This is a genomic window from Pseudomonas aestuarii (assembly GCF_027988105.1).
GTDB classification, from domain to species: domain Bacteria; phylum Pseudomonadota; class Gammaproteobacteria; order Pseudomonadales; family Pseudomonadaceae; genus Aquipseudomonas; species Aquipseudomonas aestuarii.
Genome location: NZ_JAQJZJ010000002.1, coordinates 107,146 through 128,520, shown reverse-complemented (window position 1 = coordinate 128,520; position 21,375 = coordinate 107,146). Strand labels below are relative to the sequence as shown.

Genomic DNA, 21,375 nt, shown 5'->3' with positions numbered 1-21,375 from the left:
CTTGCCGGCCAACTGTGAATGTGCGGCATGGGCTTTTGGGACGCCTGAGTGGGGCGGCTTGGATCACATCATCCTTCGCTATCCCTGTGCGGGCAGGCGGCGGCGATCAGGCGCGTGCTCGGTAGTCGCTTTGCCGCATCTCATCGGCTTGAAGGATCCTGCCCCGGCGGCGCGCTTGATTCAAGCAGCAAGGCCCGCGTATGGGCGGGCCTTGCGGTCATTTCTGGATCAACTCAGTTGTCATAGCCCAGGTTCGGCGCCAGCCAGCGTTCGCTGACATTCAGGGCCTGGTTCTTGCGCGCCGTATAGCTTTCCACCTGGTCCTTGTCGATCTTGCCAACGGCGAAGTACTGCGCCTGCGGGTGGGCGAAGTACCAGCCGCTGACCGAGGCAGCCGGGAACATGGCGTAGTGATCGGTAAGGAACACGCCGCTGCGGCCGGGCTGGCCTTCCTTGGCGGCGGGGTCGAGCAGCTCGAACAGGGTGCCTTTTTCGGTGTGATCCGGGCAGGCCGGGTAGCCGGGGGCAGGGCGGATGCCCTTGTAGGCTTCCTTGATCAGCTCCTCGTTACTCAGCTGTTCGTCCGGCTCGTAGCCCCAGTAGGTCTTGCGTACCTGCTGGTGCAGCCATTCGGCGCACGCCTCGGCCAGGCGGTCGGCCAGGGCCTTGACCATGATCGAGTTGTAGTCGTCGCCGGCATTCTGATACGCCTTGGCCACTTCTTCGGCGCCGATGCCGGCGGTGGTGATGAAGCCGCCGACGTAATCGGTGAGGCCACTGTCCTTGGGCGCGACGAAGTCGGCCAGGGAGAAGTTCGGCTTGCCGTCGGGCTTGATGGTCTGCTGGCGCAGGTGGTGCAGCTGGGCCAGCGGTTGGCCGTCATCGCCGTAGAGTTCCAGGTCGTCGTCCTGCACCTGGTTGGCCGGCCAGAAGCCGAATACGGCGCGAGCGCTGATCAGCTTTTCGTCGATCAGTTTTTTCAGCATGGCCTGGGCATCGTTGAACAGGTCGGTGGCGGCCTGGCCGACCACTTCGTCGGTGAGGATCCGCGGGTACTTGCCGGCCAGGTCCCAGGCGATGAAGAACGGCGTCCAGTCGATGTACTCGGCCAGGACGGCCAGGTCGATATCCTCCAGTACCTTGACCCCGGTAAAGGTTGGCACGCTGGGCTGATAAGTCGCCCAATCGAATTGCGGCTTGTTCTCGATCGACTTGGCATAGCTCAGGCGTTCGGTACGGGCGCCGCGGTTGGCCGTGCGCTCGCGCACCTGGATGTAGTCGAGGCGGGTGCGTTCGACGAAATCGGCCTTCAGTTCCTTGGACAGCAACTGGGTGGCCACGCCGACCGCGCGGGAGGCATCGGTGACGTAGATCACCGCGTCGTTCTGGTACTTGGGCTCGATCTTCACTGCGGTGTGGGCTTTCGAGGTGGTGGCACCGCCGATCATCAGCGGCAGGCTGAAGCCCTGGCGCTGCATCTCGCGGGCGACGTGGACCATCTCGTCGAGCGATGGGGTGATCAGGCCGGACAGGCCGATGATGTCGCACTTCTCGGCGATGGCGGTCTGCAGGATCTTCTCTGCCGGCACCATGACGCCAAGGTCGACGATGTCGTAGCCGTTGCAGCCGAGGACCACGCCGACGATATTCTTGCCGATGTCGTGTACGTCACCCTTGACCGTGGCCATGAGGATCTTGCCCTTGGCTTCCGGCTTGTCGCCTTTTTCCTCTTCGATAAAGGGAATCAGGTGGGCCACGGCCTGTTTCATCACGCGCGCCGATTTCACCACCTGGGGCAGGAACATCTTGCCCGAGCCGAACAGGTCGCCGACGATGTTCATGCCCGACATCAGCGGGCCTTCAATCACCTCGATCGGCCGCTTGAAGCCCTGCCGCGACTCTTCGGTGTCTGCGACGATATGCGTGGTGATGCCCTTGACCAGCGCGTGCTCGAGGCGCTTGTTGACGTCCCAGCTGCGCCACTCCTCGGTCTCGACCTCCTTGACGCTGCCATCGCCCTTGTAGTTGTCGGCAATCGCCAGCAAGGCCTCGGTACCGTTGGGTGTGCGGTTGAGCACCACGTCTTCGACCACGTCGCGCAGTTGCTTGGGAATCTCGTCGTAGATTTCCAGCTGGCCGGCGTTGACGATGCCCATGGTCAGGCCATTCTGGATCGCGTAGTAGAGAAACACCGAGTGGATCGCCTCACGCACCGGGTTGTTGCCGCGGAACGAGAACGACACGTTGGACACCCCGCCCGAGCTCAGGGCATGGGGCAGGTGATCGCGGATGTAGGCGCAGGCTTCGATGAAGTCCACGGCGTAGTTGTTGTGTTCCTCGATGCCGGTGGCAATGGCGAAGATGTTCGGGTCGAAGATGATGTCTTCCGGCGGGAAGCCGACCTCATCGACCAGGATGTCGTAGCTGCGCTTGCAGATCTCGCGCTTGCGCGCCGCGGTGTCGGCCTGGCCGTCTTCATCGAAGGCCATCACCACCACGGCCGCGCCGTAGCGTTTGCACAGCTTGGCGTGATGCTTGAACTGTTCGACGCCTTCTTTCATCGAGATCGAGTTGACGATGCCCTTGCCCTGGATGCATTTCAGACCGGCTTCGATCACCTCCCACTTGGAGGAGTCGATCATGATCGGCACACGGGAAATGTCCGGCTCGCCGGCGATCAGGTTCAAGAAGGTGACCATGGCCTTCTGCGAGTCGAGCATGCCCTCGTCCATGTTGATGTCGATCACCTGGGCGCCGGACTCCACCTGCTGCAGGGCGACTTCCAGGGCTTCGGTGTAGTTGTCATCGCGGATCAGGCGGGCGAACTTGGCCGAGCCGGTGATATTGGTGCGCTCGCCGACGTTGATGAACAGCGAGTTGCGATCGATGGTGAAGGGTTCCAAACCGGACAGGCGACAGGCCTTGGGAATATCCGGGATGGCGCGCGGCGGGTACTTGGCCACGGCTTCGGCAATCGCCTGGATATGCGCCGGGGTGGTGCCACAGCAGCCGCCGACGATATTGAGAAAACCGCTCTGGGCGAACTCCTCGATTACCGCCGCGGTTTGCGCCGGGGTTTCATCGTATTCGCCGAAGGCATTCGGCAGGCCGGCGTTGGGGTGAGCCGAAACAGAGGTCTCGGCCTTGTTCGACAGCTCTTCCAGGTAGGGGCGTAGATCCTTGGCCCCCAGGGCGCAGTTAAGGCCCACGGAAATCGGCTTGGCATGGCGCACCGAGTTCCAGAAGGCTTCGGTGGTCTGCCCGGACAGGGTGCGGCCGGAGGCGTCGGTGATGGTGCCGGAGATCATGATCGGCAGTTCGACGGCGTCGTCCTCGAACACCTGTTGCACGGCGAAGATCGCCGCCTTGGCGTTGAGGGTGTCGAAGATGGTCTCGATCAGGATCAGGTCGGCGCCGCCCTCGATCAGGCCGCGGGTCGCTTCGCTGTAGTTTTCCACCAACTCGTCGAAGGTGACGTTACGGTAGCCGGGGTTATTCACGTCGGGTGACAGCGAGCAGGTGCGACTGGTCGGGCCGAGCACGCCGGCGACGAAACGCGGCTTGTCCGGGGTCTCGGCAGTTTTCGCGTCGGCCACCCGGCGCGCCAGGCGCGCGCCTTCGACGTTCAGTTCATAGACCAGCGCTTCCATGCCATAGTCGGCCTGGGATACCTGGGTGGCGTTGAAAGTGTTGGTTTCGAGGATATCGGCGCCAGCATCCAGGTAGGCCTTCTCGATGGCACCGATGACATCCGGGCGGCTGAGGATCAGCAGGTCGTTGTTGCCCTTCACATCACTCGGCCAGTCGGCAAAGCGCGCGCCACGGTAGTCCTCTTCCTCCAGTTTGTAGCTCTGGATCATGGTGCCCATGCCGCCGTCGAGGATCAGGATGCGCTCCTGCAGGGCTTGCTGAAGGGCGTGGAGGCGGGCGCTGCGATCGGACAGGGACATGGCGGAACTACCTGAGCAAAGCTGACACAATGAGGATGCGCAATGATAACAAAGCTGCGCGCTTTTGCAGTGCTCCGGTGTTTTGCATGAATTGTGCTCATGTTAAAGGCGCGGTGCGGCTAAACTCATTGCTACAGTCCTCCTTGGAATCGGCTCATGCGATATCGCGCACTACTCGGTGCTTGCTTGGTGTCCATCAGCCTGCTGCTGTCGGCTGAGCCGATTTCCTACAGTCGCGATGTGCAACCGATCTTCACCCGCTATTGCGTGGCCTGCCATGCCTGCTACGACGCACCCTGCCAGCTCAACCTGGGCAGTGCCGAAGGCCTCGAGCGAGGCGCGAGCAAGCTGCCGGTATACGATGGCAAGCGCCTCGCGGCGCAGGCCACCAGTCGGCTGTTTTTGGATGCCCACGGGGCTGCGGCCTGGCGGCGCAAGGATTTCTTTTCGGTGCTCGAGCCGCAGAACAGTCAGGCGACCTTGCTGGCCCGCATGCTCGAACTGGGTCACGCTAAAGCCCCCGCAGCCAATGCCAAGCTGCCGGCCGATCTGGACATCAGCATCAGGCGCGACAATCAGTGTCCTCGGCCTGACCAATTCGCGGGCTTCGCCAGGAAAAACCCTCAAGCGGGCATGCCTTTCGCGGTTACCGGCCTGAGCGAGGTGGATTATCAAACCTTGCAGCGCTGGTTGCAGCAAGGTGCGCCCGTCGATCAGCAAGCACTGCAGGCGAGCAAGGCCGAGGCTGAGCAGGTCGCGAACTGGGAGCAGTTTCTCAACGCTCCGGGGGCACGCGAAAGCCTGGTCTCACGCTGGCTGTACGAGCACCTGTTTCTCGCGCACCTGCATTTCAAGGGCGGCGAGCCAGGGCATTTCTTCCAGCTGTTGCGTTCGCGCACAGCGACAGGCCAGCCGGTCGACCCTATTGCTACGCGTCGGCCAAACGAGGATCCGGGCGGCACCTTTTATTACCGCCTGGCGCCGGTCCAGGGCGTGATCGTGCACAAGACCCACATGACCTATCCGCTCAGTGCGAACAAGCTGGCGCGAGTCAAGGCGCTGTTCTTCGCCGACGCCTGGCAGGTGGATGCACTGCCCGGCTATGGCGCCCAGCGCCGCGCCAATCCGTTCGAGACGTTCGCGGCGATTCCGCCGCAGGCGCGCTATCAGTTCATGCTGGATAACGCCGAATACTTCGTGCGCACCTTCATCCGTGGCCCCGTGTGCCGCGGCCAGATTGCCACTGACGTGATCCGTGACAACTTCTGGGTGGTGTTCCAGGATCCGCGACATGATCTGTATATGGTCGATGCCGGCTACCGCGCCGCGGCGACGCCGCTGCTGGCGATGCCCGGTCAGTTCGACGATATCGGCAATCTGCTCAGTCTGTGGCGAACTTATCGCAACAGGCGCAACGAGTACGAGGTTCTGCGCAAGGACAGCTACGCCGCTGCGCCTGCACCCAGTTGGTCGCACATCTGGGCCGGTAACGACAATGCGCTATTGAGCATCTTCCGCCAGCACGATAGCGCTTCGGTGCGCCAAGGCCTGATCGGAGAAATTCCGCAGACGCTCTGGTGGATGGACTATCCGCTGCTGGAACGGGCCTATTACCAGTTGGTGGTCAATTTCGACGTGTTCGGCAACCTGTCGCATCAGGCGCAGACGCGCTTGTATTTCGACCTGATCCGTAACGGTGCCGAGCAGAACTTCCTGCGTCTGATGCCGGCCGACGCCCGCCAGGCGATCCTCGATGACTGGTATCAGTACAGTGGCCAGCTGAAGCTGTGGCTGGACTACCAGCGCATCGATACCCATAGTCGGACAGCTTTGCACTTGCCCGCTGCAGACCCCAAACGGGGATTTGCCGAGGCACTCTTGAGCCGCTACGGCAGCCTCAATGCGCGGCCTGACCCGATCAGCCGTTGCAATGGCCTGCACTGCCATCGCACTGGGCTGCCGGCCGAGTTGCAAGCGGCCGAGCAGGCACTGAGTCGCCTGACTGGCAAGCCGGCCCGCGGGCTCAAGGTCATTCACCAGCTGCCGGAAGCGACCCTGCTGCGTGTCGAACTGGCCGATGGCACGCGTGAGGTCTATAGCCTGCTGCGCAACCGTGCACACAGCAACGTGGCCTTCATGTATGGCGAGGAACTGCGTTATCAGCCGGCGTTGGATACCCTGACCGTTTACCCAGGGGTACTCACCAGTTACCCGAACTTCATCTTCAGCCTCAGCGCCCAGGACGTCCCGGCGTTCGTGCGCAGCATGGAGCTGGTGGGTGATGCTCAGGCGTTCGACGCACTGGTTGGGCGTTGGGGGGTTCGTCGCAGTCACCCCGATTTCTGGCGCTATTTCCATGACCTGTCGGCGTATATCCGCGAAACCGACCCGATCGAGGCCGGCGTGCTGGATATGCACCGCTATGAAAACCTCTAAGGCCGGCGGTCAGCACTAGAGGCGTGCAGGTTAAGCTTTCGAATTGACTGGTGCCTGCGCGCTTAGCGCACTACCAGCACCGAAGCCGCGGAATAGGACGCAAAATACCCGGCGTTCGAGGCGAACAGGTGTTCCGCCAAGCCCGGTACATGGGACGCCATCACCACCAGGTCGGCGCCACAGTCCTTGGCCGCTTTGAGCAAGGTCTGGTCCAGATCTACCGCCGGATCGTGGCTGAAATAGGCAGTGCTACTGACTTTTTCCAGCCCGTAGCGCTCTGCCTGCGCCACAGCGAACTGTTGCAGTTTTTCCTTGAATTCCGTCGGATTGTGCGCCACTTCGGTTGGCGTGTTGGCCGATACGCTGATGTAACAGACCGGTATGTCATACAGCTTGGCCAGGTCTGCGCCGGTTCTCAGCGCTTTCTCGAGGCGGTCGATATAGGCAAGGTCGACGGGGATCATCATTTGCTTATACATAGAGGGAGGCTCCTTTTTCAGGCTATCGCGCCTGCTATTGCAGACGCATCGACTGTGCTTGGAGTATTGCAGATGATTGAGCCGCACGCGGCCATATACCGAATTGATCGCACCGCCATCCGAAATGCTCTGTTGTCGATGCGCGGTGCAGCCCAGCTATTGGCCATCTGTACCGGCAGTTACCAGCCAACCAGCGACTGCCTGATAGGGCGCTGGTTGGCCTGGCGCGCTGAGCCAGGCGACCAATGCCTGCCGCTCGCCACGCGAGTCGGCGGCCAGACGGGTCTGCCAGTGGTTTGTTGCACTGGCTTCAAGCTGCTGCAGCGTCAAGACCACGAAGTCATGGGTTAGCGTGCGCCCGGCATTTTCGCCGCGCACGACTGCGGTGCTCAGGCCGAAGCCCAGGCGTGCAACATGAGCTGTCAGTCGGGCTGGCGCCGAATGGGCTGGATTGAACGTCAGTTGCAGACTGTCGCCGTCAAGCTCAAGCACTAGCCTGCCAACTGGCGGCGACGGTGTCTGCGCCAGTGGCAGCGGCTGACGCCGGAACCAGCCACGCCACTCGTGGCCGGCCAGGATGAATTCCGGGGTATATACCCCCTGGCTGCCCGCATAGCGCGCATATGCCCGTTGCCGGGCGCTATAGCCTGGGTTGGCGAATGGATCCACCCAGCCAAGCCGGTCCCAGTAGTCGACGTGGAAGGCCAGGGGGATGACTGCGTGCCAAAGCGCTGCATGCTCGGTCAGAGCAGATAACCAGCGTTCTGCCGGTGGGCACGAACTGCAACCTTGCGAGGTAAACAATTCCAGCACCGGTGTCGCTGTTTCGCTACTGGTCATGCGTAGGCGGGGATCCGCATGCGCCGGGGTGCAGAGTATGCAGAGGGCGACCCAGAGGGCGGGGAACAGTAGATTCATCAGCGGTCACCTCTGCGTATCCAATGGGTGTTGGACTCATGGGGGTGGTTGGCGTTACAGCAAAGCTATTCCGAGAGAAACACTCGGGCTTTATTGCAGCCCGGAGGTTGGCGTACACTGCGGGCATGTTTGCGAGGAGTTGCCATGAGCACCATTATCATTACCGACGCTGCCCACGACTATCTGGCTGATCTGCTGAGCAAGCAGAACACCACTGGTATCGGCATCCGTGTCTTCATCACCCAGCCGGGCAGCCAGTACGCCGAAACCTGCATCGCTTATTGCAAGCCGGGCGAGGAAAAGCCGGATGATACGGCGATAGCCCTGGCCAGCTTTACGGCCTGGATCGATGCGGTCAGCGAACCTTTTCTGGAAGATGCCGTGGTCGATTACGCGACCGACCGCATGGGGGGCCAGCTGACGATCAAGGCGCCAAATGCCAAGGTGCCAATGGTCAACGAAGACAGTCCGATCAACGAGCGCATCAGTTATTACCTGCAGACCGAGATCAATCCGGGGCTGGCCAGCCATGGCGGCGAAGTGAGTCTGATCGATGTGGTCGACGACGGCATCGCGGTATTGAAGTTTGGCGGTGGCTGTCAGGGCTGCGGGCAGGTCGACCTGACCCTCAAGGAAGGCATCGAGAAGACCCTGCTTGAACGCATCCCGGAACTTAAAGGTGTGCGCGACGTGACCGACCACAGCAACAAGGAAAACGCCTACTACTGAGGCGGGTTCTCCAGTCGGCTCTGCAAGGGTGGCCAGTGGCCACCTTTTTTTTGCTATTTTTCCGCCGTGGCATGGCGTTTTACCGTAAAACTAACGGCTACCGTAAAGATGCAATGCATGGCGTGTGGATACCGGCTACAACAGATCCGCCGCGTTGCCGGTCGGCGGACAACTATAGAAAGTGATGCGCATGACTGTCAGCTCTCTGCTTATCTGTGACGACTCCAGTATGGCGCGCAAGCAATTGCTGCGTGCGCTGCCTGCCGGGTGGCCTGTCGCCATAACGCAGGCGGCCAACGGTATGGAGGCCATGGCCATTCTGCGTCAAGGGCCGATCGATGTGATGCTGCTCGACCTGACGATGCCCGAGATGGACGGCTATCAGGTGCTCGCTGCCCTGCAGGCCGAAGGCCTGTCATGCAAGGTCATTGTGGTGTCTGGCGATGTTCAGGAGCAGGCGATGCAGCGGGTCATGGCGCTCGGGGCGCTGGCCTTCGTGCAAAAGCCGGCTGATCCCGATCTGCTCAAACAAACCTTGGAGCGCCTGGAGTTACTTGGCGGCAGCGGCGGTGGGCTGGCCGTGCCTGTGATCGGTGATGACTCCGCCATCAATTTTATCGATGCCTTTCGTGAGGTGGTCAACGTGGCCATGGGCCGCGCTGCCGCCTTGCTAGCCAAACTGCTGAACGTGTTTGTGCAATTGCCGGTGCCGAATGTCAATCTGTTCGAAGTAGGCGAGCTGCACATGGCCCTGGCGGATGCCCAGCGGGGTGACGGGTTGACCGCCGTGTGCCAGGGGTTTATCGGCAGTGGCATCGCGGGCGAGGCGCTGCTGATTTTCCATGACTCGGAATTGGGCGAGATGGCCCGCCTGATGAGCGGGTTCTCGTCCGAGTATTCCGAAATGGAAATGCTCCTGGATCTTTCCACTGTGCTGATCGGCGCCTGCCTGAACGGTATTGCCGGGCAGATCGATGCGCAGTTTTCCCTCAGCCACCCCACCGTATTGGGCGAGCATGCCTCGATCGAGGAATTGATCAAGCTCAACCGACCACGCTGGAAGACCACCCTGGCCGTGGAGATCAGCTACAGCATCGAAGGCCACCATATTCATTTCGACTTACTGCTGCTGTTTACTGAAGACTCGGTGGCGTTGCTTTCCAACAAGCTTGCTTACCTGATGAACTGACCATGAACGAGAATCTGGAGTTCAACGAGTTTCACTGGCTGTTGGCCGTGGTGCAGAGCATCGATGTCGGTGTCGTGGTGCTGGATCGCGAATACCGCGTACACGTCTGGAATACCTTCATGGAGAACCGCTCGGGCCTGCAGCCCCATGAGGTGCATCTGCAATCCTTGTTCAGCCTGTTTCCGGAAATCGAGGAAAACTGGTTCCGCCACAAGGTCGAAGGGGTGGTGGCGCTGGGCACGCCGGCTTTCACCATCTGGGAGCAGCGCCCCTACCTGGTGAAGTTCAAGAACTACCAGCCGATCACCGGGCAGGAAGAGTACATGTTTCAGAACACCACCATTCTGCCGCTGCAGGCCACCAATACCAGTATCGAGCATATTTGCCTGATCATTTATGACGTGACCAGCGTGGCGATAAACAAGCGGCAATTGCAGGCGGCAAACCTGCAGTTGCAACAACTCTCGCGTACCGATCGCCTGACCGGCCTGAATAACCGTGGCTACTGGGAAGAATGCCTGCAGCACGAATTCGCCCGGCACCGGCGTTATCAGAGCATGGCCGCACTGGTGATGTTCGATATAGATCACTTCAAGACGGTCAATGACACCTATGGTCATCCGGCTGGGGACAAGGTGATTCAGGCTGTCGCCGAGGTGATGCGCGAGCAGGTGCGCGATACCGATTATGCAGGGCGCTATGGCGGCGAGGAATTCGTGGTGTTGCTGCCGGATGTCGACAGTGCTGGAGCCATGCTGTTTGCCGAGCGCCTGCGGCAGCGCATCGAATCCCTGCTGGTCACTTATGAGGGGCAAGGTATCCCGTTCACCATCAGCCTGGGGGTGGCTGACCTTAACCACCCCACTCAGGAGTATCAGCAGCTGATCGAACGAGCCGACCAAGCTCTGTATGCCTCCAAGGAGGGCGGGCGCAACCAGGTCAACTACTACCGCGTCTGAAACCGTGCCTGTCGCCGCCTGCCAGGGAGCCGTCAAGAGCGGCAGACAACCGTCTTGCCGCGTATCGGCAATGGCATCAGCAAGGCCACCGCCAACAGCTGTAGCAGGACCAGGCTGATCTTGCCCAGACTCAGAGGACACCTCCTTAAGCGATAAACTGCGAGGAGGTCAATCATGGCAAGACAAGATCAGTGTGCCCAGTAGATCAAGCAGTGACGCTCCCCTCAGGACTCCGCTGTGTGCGGGCAACCGTCGGGGACGTGAAAGCGTTCGCGGGACGCGGGATAGCGTTCCAGTTTGTCCACCGCACGCCGTGGCCTGGGCAGCAGTTCGCCGCCGCAGTTCGGGCAGCTGCCGCGCAGGCGTTGATTCGCGCAGTCACTGCAAAAGGTGCACTCGAACGAACAGATCAGCGCCTCTGGCGAGTCGCCAGGCAGGTCGCGGTCGCAGCATTCGCAGTTGGGCCGTAGTTGCAGCATGGTTAACTCCTGCTTGAATGATCAGGCTTCAGGCAAAGCGCTGGGCGTATTCCTGCGGGCTGACGGATAAATGTTTGTGAAAGGTGCGGCGCAGGTTTTCCGGGTGAACGAAGCCGGTCAGGCGCGCCACCGTACTGATCGACGCCTGAGCGTCTTGCAGTAGATTGCATGCAGCTTGCAGACGAATACGTTCGACATAGCGCCCCGGCCCCATGCCCAGTTCCTGAACGAATACCCGCGATAGCGTGCGCGGCGTCATGTGCGCCTGGTCGGCCAGCACCTCGAGCGACAGGTTGTCACTCAGGTGCGCGGGAATCCACTCGAGCAACGCAGCCAGACGCGGCACGCGGCTGGGCTCAGGAGTGAGCAGGGTGCTGAATTGGGCTTGCCCGCCCGGCCTGCGCAGGAACATCACCAGGCGTCGCGCCACGGCCAGCGCCATGGAACGACCGAGGTCCGCCTCGACCAGCGCCAGGGCCAGATCGATACCCGCGGTGACTCCCGCCGAGGTAAACACATGGCCATTGCCGTGCAGATCCTGCGGATCATAGGTGTGCAGGCAGTCCGCTAGCACCTCGACTTCTGGATGACCCTGACGCAGGGTTTCCGCATCGGCCCAATGGGTAGTCGCGCGGCGACCATCGAGCAGGCCGGCGGCGGCCAGTATGAGCGCGCCGGAACAGACCGAGCCCAGGCGGCGTACCTGGGGTTCGGCGCCACGCAGCCAGGTCAGCAGTGCCTGGTTCTGGCATTGGGCCTGTTCGCCCGGGCCGCCAGGAATCAGCAGGGTATCGATCTGTGCGGCGTCGATCTCGCGCCAGGATTGTTCGGCCACCAGTTGGAACCCGGCCGAGGTGGCGATGGCGCCGGCCTGTTGGCCGAGCACGACAAGACGGTAGAACGCTGGCAGACCCTGGCGTTGGCGCTCGACATTGGCCGAGGCAAAAACCTGCAATGGGCCGGTCACATCCAGGCTCATCACATTCGGGTAAAGCAGGCAGGCAATGGTTTTCAGCGCATCCATGGGGCGTTCTCGATGAGCGATGGATGCAGTCTGCGCTCAGCGAAAGGGTGGCAACAAGGACAATGGGCCCACAGATATTGCCAGTTCGACTCGCTCCAGATCAGGGCAGGTCAAGGGGGGCAGCGCGACCCTGGTGTCGGGCGCTGGTTTGCATTCGCAGAGGCCTGAGACCTTGTGAAAACTGCCGTTTCCGGCGCCCGCCACCAAACGATCGCTGCAGGGCAACGCCGCGTGGAGAGGGCGCTCGAAAGTTTCACGACCTCGAGGGTTACTCCGGCATGCTCCAGGGAGCCAGGTCATAACCCTGCTGGCTCAATTCAGCGCGCGACTTGATCAGGACATTGGCCAGCTGTACCGGGTCACTGTAGATGCTGCTCGACAGTTGGGTACGGCCCAGTAGGCGAGTGCTGGTACGGTCGATGACCGTCAGGCTCAGCTCGCCAGTGCCATCTTGCGGAGCCCAGGCGACACACTGGAAGGGTTGAAAGGCGCGATCGGCTATCAGCAGTGCTTCGTTGAAACGCAGCGGGGCGTTCATGGGGTCGGTTTCTCCGAGGTAATCCCAAAAATCTTAGAGGCCTGCGGCGTGGATCGCCTACTGGCCAGTCATAGGTGTTGATGATATGAGTTGACCGTCAAGTCACATCAATGTTCGAAAAATGTGCCAATTTGGCGAGGAAAAATACGTGCGTGTCGCAAACGCCAGGTACCGCCGACGATTTCTGCTGTGTCCGCCTAGCCCCGATCCGGCTCGAGCCTGCAGGCCGTCAACATATGCTGCAGATAATGCGCGACGTATTTCTGGAAGCGGCGGTCGTCCCAATAGGCCAGATGGCATAGCGGTGTGTGGCGCTTGTACCAGGGGCCGACCGGCATGGCGCGGTCTTCGGCGACCACCGTGGCGTAGGCAGGTACGGGGCGCAGGGGATAGCCAAGGACGTCGGCGGGCGCATAGAGGTTGAGCCAGCGGGCCTGTTCACGCACCGACTGGCGCAGGCAATGGCCGGGGAAACGGATCGGCACCACCGTGTCGTAGGCGAAGGTGAATAGCGGGATGTTGCAGCCGAAGGTGACCAGGCCGGCGAGGGTTTCCAGGGCGAGAAATGGATCGTGCGGGCAGCTCGGGGTCATGTTGATGCTCTGCTGATCCCAGACGAAGTTGGAAAAGATATGCCCGCCCAGCGAGTGCGCCAGCACCCAGGGGTCAAAGTGCCAGCATACGCTCGGCCAAGCGGCCGCTGTCCGCCAGTTCGAGGAACTCGTCACCCAGGCGCTGGCTCTCGTCCATGGCCTTGTGCCAATAGCGCTCGCGGCTGACGTCATCGCCCAGATAACGGCTGAAGTCCTTGCGATCCGGCAGTTTGCCGTGGGGTAGGCGGGCCAGATAGTCACGCGAGGGTGCCAGCAGCAGCACATTCTGCATCCGTCCGGCATCGCCCCGACGCCAGGGCATACCCTTGTCGAACCAGCCGGGAATGACCCTGTCGGTGAAGTGCGGGTAGAGCACGATGTCGTCGCCGCTGTAGGGCAGGTCGAGGTGGTAATCGAGCAGGCCACCATCGCGGTAGGTGCCAGGACCTGCGCCGGGGATGTCGCGCACCCCTTGCATGATCATCGGGATCGATCCAGAGGCGAGCAGGGCATGGCGCAGGTTGGCGCTATCCAGCGCCAGGTAGCGCGAAGGGAAATCATGCAGCTCAGCCAGCGGTGGAGCCAGGCGGGCATCGTGCAGAATCAAGCGCTCGAAGTGCCGGGCCAGGCGCGATCGCCCGAGCAGGTTGTTGCCGATCACCGAGGACAAACCCAGTCCCAGCGAGCCACGGTGGTCATGTTGGAGCAGGCCGTGGCTTTTCACTACGAGGATATTCAGGCGATAGTGCGGGTTAGTCAGCACCTTGGCGTCCTGGCCGGTCAGCAGGTCCTCAAGCATCCGCCGACAGCTGCGCGAGACCTCGGCCATGCTCACACCCTTGGCAAAGCGCTGCTCGCTATAGAGTTCGCCGAGGCGGCGTATACCGGCGACTGCATCCGGCAGGCAGGCACTGGCGAAACGCCAGGAACCGATCGAGGCGCCGATCAGCGAACGCTCACGTGGCGCGCGCGGCAACCAGTCGCCGAACAAGGCCAAGTCCAGGCCCTGGATACCGAGGGCTTTGGGGCCGCCAGCCGCCCCAGGCAGAATGCCCACGTCGGCGGGTTGCAAACCGCGCTCGCGAATCCGCACCAGGGCCCGCGAGCCAGCCTTGATCGTCAGGGCAGGGTACTTGATCTGAATCGCACTCATGCTCGCCTCCATCCAGTAAGGCCGCGAGTATAGAGCCGCCGGCGGACAGGCCAAGTCACTTGATCCGCTGAATGATGTCGGTATGGGTTGTCGCATTACTGGCTGAATTGGGCGTGAGCTCAATCCGGTGCAGTCACTCCAAGCCAAGGCCTTGCCCGCAGACTCACCCTGCAAGCCTTGAGCGTACTGATCGTCGCTGCTGGCCCGGGCGTCGCTGCCGGTATTGCTCGCGCGCATGACCCGGGCCAGGATAAGGCATTGAAACGGCGTGATGCTGGCACCGACCAGTCGTTCGAGAAGTCCACTGCCACTGCCCTGATCCGGCAGTCCGCTGGCAAGATCCAGGCAGTCTAATCGGGAAGAAGAATGCGCCCGCTACATTCAATTAGCCGCTCGAAGTGTGCCAGCAACGCGCATGCGCGAGGGTTAGATGCCGGTCGTTGAAACGACTCGCATTGCGCCTCATCGCCGCGCCCTCATCTGGATTTTCAACGAGTTGTTCGTCGCTAAAGACTGACCTCGCCAGTGCCTTCGCGCTTCATCCTGGCCATCAGCACCTGCCAGTGAGGCAGCAACTCGATGTCGCCGGCGACCTGCAAGCTACTCTGCTCGAATCGGTACAGGTGAGCGGGACCAAAGGCGAACTGCATTTGCAGGTCGAGGCGCTGGGCGATGGGCAGGATCTCCAGGTTCAGATTGTCCAGTACCAGGGGCGTCGTGCCACTACCGGGCCAGAAGCCCAGAACCATATGAGCCTGCTTGGTAGAGGCCAGGGTCGTGTAGACGAGGCGCAGGCTGTGTTCGGAGATTCCGAGCAGGCGCAGGGTGTAGTACTTGGCGATGGCGAAGTCTTCACAGTCGCCGGCACCCAGTTCGAGGGTTTCCAGCGGCGAGGCCCAGTAGTCGATTTGTCCCCACAGCTCCTGGTCTTCGCCGAAACGAACCTGCTGGTTGAAGAACGCGTTGACTGCCTTGAGCTTCTCGGCATCGCTCAGGTGCATCGACTGGGCGATCAGTGACTGCCAGTCCTGGACCCGCTGCGCCGCCTGTTCATTTCGGTGCTCTTTTGCCGCCTGCGGCGTCGCCTTGGCGGTTCCCATGATCAGCCCGCCGCCGAGCAGGAGGCCGGCGAAAATCTGCCGCCGGTGATCGAATAACATCAATAAAAGGCAATGCACTCGGCGCAAGCGGCGCTCCTTTAATGGGCGACTAAACAAGTGGCAATCATCTGCCTGCCGGATGAGGCATACAGGCCTGATTACCATATAGCCAGATCCTGGCCCCGGGCAAGGCACGTTCGTCGGAGACATGAGCGCGCCCGACGGACTGCCTTGTAACAAAGCGCCTGCTCAATACTCTTAATAATGAGTAACGCATCTTGGGAGGATAACGCCATGAAATTCATAGTTGGGACGACGGCACTGACAGCTTTGCTGATAGGTGCCAGCGTGACTTCGGCTCAGGCCGGGGAAACAGTCGGTGTGTGGTTCAAGCAGGCGCCGCAGGTGATCCTGGCAGAGGGCGGTAGTGCACGGCTTCTGCGCCATCAACAGCACATGGAGGGACTGACTAGCCAGCCTGCTGAATCGTACGACGGCGAGCGCTTTGTTCAGCGGATCAAAGAGCAGCCCACCGCCGCGGGTAGTGCGCGCGAGCAACAGGAGCCGATGATGCAGTCGCAAGAACCTCGCTACAAGTCGCTTATTGAATGGGACAGAGCGCTCTTCGGCCCCCATTGAGGGCATGTGCTTTGCCGACTGAAACAGGGGGGCTATGCCAACAACGCCGGCATTGCCCACCCCTCGGCACAGGGACGTGCCACCCAAACGCTGACACGTAGAACCGTAGCAGAACGGTTCCACTCGCTCGCAAGGCGTAGGTTTTTGCTCCTGGCACTGGAGGACTGACCGATGCGGGTATTTTTTCCTGGTTGGTGGAGCAGGGCGCAGAAGACGGATCACGCTGACGACCCGTCGAAAGCACTGGTCAGTAGCCTGTTGATGATGGCGTGGTTCGTCGAAGCCAGAGATCCTTATACCGGTGGCCATCTGTGGCGGGTGTCGCGTTATGCCAGGCTGCTTGGGGAAGCGGCTGGATTGCCCTCAGCCGATGTGGCTCGATCCAGCTTGGGCGGCTTTCTGCATGACTTGGGCAAGATCGGCATACCCGACGCCGTGCTACGCAAGTCCAGCGCCTTGACTGACGACGAGTTCGCCGTCGTGCGCACCCATCCGGAGATGGGTTGGCGCATGCTGGCCGGCCATCCGTTGGCCGATCTGATCAAGGAAGCGATCTACAGCCATCACGAGCGCCCCGATGGCAAGGGCTATCCACGTGGCTTGCGGGGCGAGGACATTCTTCTGGATGCACGTATCGTCGGTATCTGCGATGCGTTCGACGCCATGACCAGCAGCCGTCCTTACCGTGTCGGCATGAGTCGCGAGCAGGCCTTGGCCATTATCCAGAGCCAGAGCGGTGGTCAGTTCGATGTCGAATTGAGTCGCGTGTTTGTCGAGCTGGGCGAGTGCGGCATGCTCGACCATGTGATGGGCCACTCGGATGATGGCATCCCGTTGCAGGAATGCCCCATGTGCGGCCCTATTCTGGTGATCAAACGCACTCAGCAGGCGGGCGAACACATCTACTGCCGCAACTGCGGTGGAGAGTTTGCTCTGGCAACCGAGGCTGCCACGCTTGTGGCGCGGCCAACTGGTAGAGCCGGGAGTCCAGCGGATCTACAGCCGGATGTCGACCATGAGCTGATCCGCAACGTGGTGCGGGAAGCCGCCGAGCGGATGCCGCTTGAGCAGATGCTGACGAGTGCCGGGCAGGCGCTCTCGGCTATCGCCTGATCTCCTTGCTCGCGGCCAGCACGCTCCGACTGATCAAGCAAAGTGCAGTGCTGTGGGGGGCTGCTGAGTAGTCCATGGCGCGCGTGGCGTACCTGCAACTGCGCTGAGCGAAGCCGATGGCTGCGCCAGCTGCAGGCGCAGGTCAAGGTGCCGGGTACTCGTCGCGCAAGGAGAGCACGTTGCCCGCGCCTTGCTCTGCGGCAGAGGGCTGCGCCGCGGCCGCGATCGGCAAGGCATCAGGCGCGGAACTGATCCATCAGGCTCTGCTGGTGGTTGGCCAGCTTGTTCAGGTTCTGGCTGATATTCGCCGACTCATTGGCCTGCCCGGAAATGGATTCGGTGACATCACGGATGGCGGCGACGTTGCGGTTAATTTCCTCGGCCACCGAACTCTGCTCCTCGGCAGCGCTGGCGATTTGCAGGTTCATGTCGGTGATCACGCTCACCGCCTGGCTGATCCGCTGCAACACGGCAACCGCCTGCTCGACCTGCTCGACACTGCCCTGGGCCTGGCGGTGGCTGCTATGCATGGTACTGACCACCTCGCGGGTACCTTTTTGCAGGCCTTCGATCACCTGGCGGATTTCCTCGACCGAGTCCTGAGTGCGTTTGGCCAGGTTACGCACTTCATCGGCGACCACCGCGAAGCCGCGCCCGGCTTCTCCGGCGCGGGCTGCTTCGATGGCTGCGTTGAGTGCTAGCAGGTTGGTCTGCTCGGCAATCGAGCGAATCACTTCGAGTACCGAACCAATCTGCTTGCTGCTATTGGCCAGTCCTTCGACTTCCTGCATGGCGACGTTCATTTCGTTGGCCAACAACTCGATGGTCGAGGTGGTCTTGCCGATCACCCCGAGGCCTTCACGGCTGGCCTGGTCGGCGCTGCGGGCCGCGTCGGCGGCCTGCGCGGCGTTGTGCGCTACATCCTGGGCGGTGGCGCTCATTTCCTGGAAGGCGGTAGCGACCTGGTCGACCTCGCGGAACTGCTGCTGCATGCCGGCGCTGGTCTGACTGGCGATGGCAGAGGACTGGTCGGCAGTGCTGCGAGCATCCTGTACGCTGCGCTTGACCTCGGCAATGATCGGCTGGAGCTTGTCGAGGAAACGGTTAAACCAACCGGCCAACTCGCCCAGTTCGTCCTGTTTGGGGTACTCCAGGCGGCGGGTCAGGTCGCCTTCGCCACTGGCGATGTCCTTGAGCATGGCGGCGACCCCGAGGATCGGCTTGGTCACTCCGCGGGCGGTCAGCCACATCAGCAGCAGGCCGAGCAGCATCGCCACTAGACCGATCGTCAGGGCCACTGCGCTGTCGCCGGTGCGACGCTGTTCCAGTTGCTGCTCCAGTTGCAGGGCCGGGGCGAGCAGTTCCTGTTCGGGGACTTCGAGCAATACGCTCCAGGGCTTGGCCTCGGGAATTGGCTTGAACGGCTGCAGCATCCGGAGCATGTCGCCGTGCTGCAGTCGGGCGGCAGTGCCGCTATTGATCAACGGCAGTATCTCGCTGGCGTGCTCGCCGTAAGCCTTATCGACTGACTTGCTGAGCAGGCTGGCATCACGGCTGTGGCCGGCCAGTAATGCCGCCGGGCTGAAAATGCTGACGTGACCGGCACCGCCATAGAGTTCGCGATTGGCTTGCATGCTTAGCTGTTGCAGGCTGTCCAGGCTGATATCGAGACCGACCACGCCAATCACCTTGCCCTCCAGTTCGAGCGGGAAGGCGATGCTGGTCATCAGCACCTGCTGGCCGCCGACATCGTCGAAGTAGGGCTCGAGCACGCAGGTCTTGCCACTGTCACGGGGGCAGGTGTACCAGGCGTTGTAGGGGTCGCCGCTAGGACCGGTCTTGGTGTCGCTGAGCATCTGCTCGCTGATCGATTCTGACTCCAGTTGGCCTGGTTTGGCTTGCGACCAGTAGAGCGAGAAGCGGCCTTGATCGTTGCTGCCCAGTTCGGCTTGATCGGCGAACAGTTCGTCCTTGCCATCCAGTCCGTTCGGTTCGAACACCAGGTACAAGCCGAGCAACGACGGATTGGCTTCCAGGCTGCTGCGCACTTGCCGGGTCAGGTCTTCACGCAGGTCGAAAGCATCCAGGAAGCGTTTTTCGGCCTGGTCGCGAAGAAACAGGATTTGCCGGGAAAAACCCTTGCCGTACTGGTAGGTATCCATGAAGTAGCGCTGGATGCGGATCGCCTGTAGCTCGCCGCGTGCCTGCAAGCGCAGCTTGGCGCTGTCGGCCAGCATGCTGCTGCTGGCAGTGCGCACCAGTTCGGCGCTGCGGGTGGACTGATAGAGCGAGGCGCCGACCAGCAACGTCACGATCGCCAGCAGGCACAGGCCGGCAAGCAGGGTGATTTTCCACTGGATCGAAAGACGGCTGAACGGCATGCAGTGCTCCTTACGTTGTTGTTCTACAGAGCGTCTATCGGCGCGGGTGCGGTTTTCTTGATCGCACAGACGGCATCCTGACGAGCTGACTCTGGCTTGTGGGGGGCTGGAGGCATAGTGAAGTGGCGGGATTATGCACGGCATGATCAATATTCCGCACGGAGTATTTTTGACAGTCCAGGGTGCTTGCGGCAGAGTACGCGACTTTTTGTCGGGCCCTGCGGCGGCTCGCCGCCAACCTGGCACCGGTTCGCAACCCCGTAGCAGCGGCCCATGCCGCGATCCGCAAATTTCGCGGCCCTGGGCCGCGCCTCTATGCGCCCGCTACTCGATTTCTCCAGCAACGCTTCTTGGGAGCTCTAATGAATGCAGTAATCGCAGCGGTCGGCATCATGCTGATCCTCAGCCTGTGCCGCGTGCACGTGGTGGTCGCGCTGATCGTCGGCGCACTGGCCGGTGGAGTGCTCGGTGGCTTGGGCGTGGAAGGCTCGCTGGCAGCTTTCAATCGGGGCCTTGGCGGCGGTGCCACGGTGGCGCTGTCCTATGCCTTGCTCGGTGCCTTTGCCGTGGCCATCGCCAAGTCCGGCCTGGCGCACGCGCTGGCCGACAAGGCTCTGGCGCTGGTCGGCCAGCAGGATGCGCAGGGTGCCGGGTTGCTCAAGTGGCTGTTGATCGCCTTGCTGCTGGCAGTGGCGATTGCCTCGCAGAACCTGCTGCCGATCCACATCGCCTTCATTCCACTATTGGTGCCACCGTTGCTCTATGTGTTGAGCAAGCTGCAACTGGATCGCCGGATGATCGCCTGCGTGCTGACCTTCGGCTTGATTACGCCTTACATGTTCCTGCCGGTCGGCTTTGGCGGCATCTTCCTCAATGAAATCCTCTTGGCCAATGTGGCCAAGGCCGGTGTGGATGTGAGCGGTATCAGCATCACCGAGGCCATGGCGATTCCGGCGCTGGGCATGCTGTTCGGTCTGCTGGTGGCGGTGTTGTTCAGCTACCGCAAGAAGCGCGTCTATGACCTGGCGAAGATCGAGCAGGCCGAGCGCATCGATGTGGCCTACAACCGGTTGAGCCTGCTGGTGGCCGCTGTGGCGATTGCTGCGGCCTTCGTCGTGCAGTTGTGGCTGGACTCGATGATCATCGGCGCCCTGGTCGGCTTCGTGATCTTCTCGGTGTCCGGCGTGGTGCGCTGGAAAGAGGCCGATGGCCTGTTCACCGAGGGCATGAAGATGATGGCGATGATCGGCTTCATCATGATTGCCGCCGCCGGTTTCGCCGAAGTGATGCAGGCCACCGGCGAGGTGAAAGCCCTGGTCGATGGTGCTGCCGAGCTGGTTGGGCAGGACAAGGCCATTGGCGCGCTGCTGATGCTGCTGGTCGGCCTGCTGGTAACCATGGGCATTGGCTCGTCGTTCTCCACGGTGCCGATCATCGCGGCGATCTTCGTCCCGCTGGGCGTACAGCTGGGTTTCAGTCCGCTGGCCATCGTCAGCATCGTCGGCACTGCCGGCGCCCTGGGTGATGCCGGTTCGCCGGCCTCGGACTCGACCCTGGGGCCAACCTCGGGGCTGAATGTCGATGGCCAGCACAATCATATCTGGGACAGCGTGGTGCCGACCTTTCTGCACTACAACCTGCCACTGCTGGTGTTCGGCTGGGTCGCGGCGATGGTGCTCTAAGCCTATTCATGCT

At 61.6% G+C, this 21,375-nt stretch carries 15 protein-coding genes and 3 pseudogenes; 7 read left to right on the top strand and 11 right to left on the bottom strand.

The genetic code is table 11. The annotated features are described in order from the left end of the window. Nucleotides 1-233 precede the first annotated feature (233 nt). Nucleotides 234-3,950, bottom strand: coding sequence for a methionine synthase (gene metH / locus PH586_RS04480; protein ID WP_271346576.1), 3,717 nt, complete (start codon nucleotides 3,948-3,950; stop codon nucleotides 234-236). Nucleotides 3,951-4,106: 156 nt separating this feature from the next. On the opposite strand from metH, the gene PH586_RS04475 reads away from it, so the two are divergent. Further along, the gene (locus tag PH586_RS04475) at nucleotides 4,107-6,386 is read left to right on the top strand and encodes a fatty acid cis/trans isomerase (protein ID WP_271346575.1); all 2,280 of its coding nucleotides are present in this window, start codon (nucleotides 4,107-4,109) and stop codon (nucleotides 6,384-6,386) included. 62 nt (nucleotides 6,387-6,448) lie between these two features. On the opposite strand, the gene PH586_RS04470 is transcribed toward PH586_RS04475, so the two are convergent. Further along, on the bottom strand, nucleotides 6,449-6,865 hold the full coding sequence (locus PH586_RS04470) for a universal stress protein (protein ID WP_271346574.1): 417 nt from the start codon (nucleotides 6,863-6,865) through the stop codon (nucleotides 6,449-6,451). Between the two features lie 156 nt (nucleotides 6,866-7,021). Further along, entirely contained in the window at nucleotides 7,022-7,783 is a 762-nt protein-coding gene (locus PH586_RS04465) for a DUF1223 domain-containing protein (RefSeq protein ID WP_271346573.1), read from the bottom strand. 144 nt (nucleotides 7,784-7,927) lie between these two features. Here PH586_RS04465 and nfuA point away from each other — a divergent pair, with 144 nt between their 5' ends. From nfuA to PH586_RS04450, 3 genes are all read left to right on the top strand, one after another. Further along, nucleotides 7,928-8,512: a Fe-S biogenesis protein NfuA gene (nfuA, locus tag PH586_RS04460; protein WP_271346572.1), complete on the top strand. Its 585-nt coding sequence runs from the start codon at nucleotides 7,928-7,930 to the stop codon at nucleotides 8,510-8,512. Between the two features lie 190 nt (nucleotides 8,513-8,702). Continuing rightward, nucleotides 8,703-9,701 carry a response regulator gene (locus tag PH586_RS04455; protein ID WP_271346570.1) on the top strand — a complete coding sequence of 333 codons (999 nt, stop codon included), beginning with the start codon at nucleotides 8,703-8,705 and terminating at the stop codon, nucleotides 9,699-9,701. A gap of 2 nt (nucleotides 9,702-9,703) precedes the next feature. Continuing rightward, nucleotides 9,704-10,660: a sensor domain-containing diguanylate cyclase gene (locus PH586_RS04450; protein ID WP_271346569.1), complete on the top strand. Its 957-nt coding sequence runs from the start codon at nucleotides 9,704-9,706 to the stop codon at nucleotides 10,658-10,660. A gap of 224 nt (nucleotides 10,661-10,884) precedes the next feature. On the opposite strand, the gene PH586_RS04445 is transcribed toward PH586_RS04450, so the two are convergent. The 6 genes and pseudogenes from PH586_RS04445 to PH586_RS04420 all read right to left on the bottom strand — a co-directional run bounded on the left by PH586_RS04445 (nucleotide 10,885) and on the right by PH586_RS04420 (nucleotide 15,607). Further along, complete coding sequence (locus PH586_RS04445) at nucleotides 10,885-11,139, bottom strand: DUF1272 domain-containing protein (protein WP_271346568.1); 255 nt, start codon at nucleotides 11,137-11,139, stop codon at nucleotides 10,885-10,887. Between the two features lie 28 nt (nucleotides 11,140-11,167). After that, entirely contained in the window at nucleotides 11,168-12,163 is a 996-nt protein-coding gene (locus PH586_RS04440; RefSeq protein ID WP_271346567.1) for a GlxA family transcriptional regulator, read from the bottom strand. Between the two features lie 268 nt (nucleotides 12,164-12,431). After that, entirely contained in the window at nucleotides 12,432-12,701 is a 270-nt protein-coding gene (locus tag PH586_RS04435) for a hypothetical protein (RefSeq protein ID WP_238041413.1), read from the bottom strand. A gap of 197 nt (nucleotides 12,702-12,898) precedes the next feature. Next, nucleotides 12,899-13,360 (bottom strand): annotated as a pseudogene (locus PH586_RS04430) (hypothetical protein); the annotation flags it as partial. 7 nt (nucleotides 13,361-13,367) lie between these two features. After that, entirely contained in the window at nucleotides 13,368-14,447 is a 1,080-nt protein-coding gene (locus tag PH586_RS04425) for a patatin-like phospholipase family protein (RefSeq protein WP_271346564.1), read from the bottom strand. A gap of 506 nt (nucleotides 14,448-14,953) precedes the next feature. Further along, the gene (locus PH586_RS04420) at nucleotides 14,954-15,607 is read right to left on the bottom strand and encodes a transglutaminase-like cysteine peptidase (protein WP_271346563.1); all 654 of its coding nucleotides are present in this window, start codon (nucleotides 15,605-15,607) and stop codon (nucleotides 14,954-14,956) included. Nucleotides 15,608-15,841: 234 nt separating this feature from the next. On the opposite strand from PH586_RS04420, the gene PH586_RS04415 reads away from it, so the two are divergent. Continuing rightward, nucleotides 15,842-16,186, top strand: a complete 345-nt coding sequence (locus PH586_RS04415) for a hypothetical protein (RefSeq protein WP_271346562.1) — start codon at nucleotides 15,842-15,844, stop codon at nucleotides 16,184-16,186. Between the two features lie 261 nt (nucleotides 16,187-16,447). Continuing rightward, nucleotides 16,448-17,299 (top strand): HD-GYP domain-containing protein, encoded by an 852-nt coding sequence (locus PH586_RS04410; RefSeq protein ID WP_271346561.1) that lies wholly within the window; start codon nucleotides 16,448-16,450, stop codon nucleotides 17,297-17,299. 236 nt (nucleotides 17,300-17,535) lie between these two features. On the opposite strand, the pseudogene PH586_RS23650 reads toward PH586_RS04410, so the two are convergent. Both PH586_RS23650 and PH586_RS23645 read right to left on the bottom strand, forming a co-directional pair. Further along, nucleotides 17,536-18,048, bottom strand: a pseudogene (locus PH586_RS23650) (methyl-accepting chemotaxis protein); the annotation flags it as partial. Nucleotides 18,049-18,393: 345 nt separating this feature from the next. Then, nucleotides 18,394-19,461, bottom strand: a pseudogene (locus tag PH586_RS23645) (PDC sensor domain-containing protein); the annotation flags it as partial. 581 nt (nucleotides 19,462-20,042) lie between these two features. Between PH586_RS23645 and PH586_RS04400 the strand changes: the two are divergent. Continuing rightward, the gene (locus PH586_RS04400) at nucleotides 20,043-21,362 is read left to right on the top strand and encodes a Na+/H+ antiporter family protein (protein WP_271346559.1); all 1,320 of its coding nucleotides are present in this window, start codon (nucleotides 20,043-20,045) and stop codon (nucleotides 21,360-21,362) included. Nucleotides 21,363-21,375 lie beyond the last annotated feature (13 nt).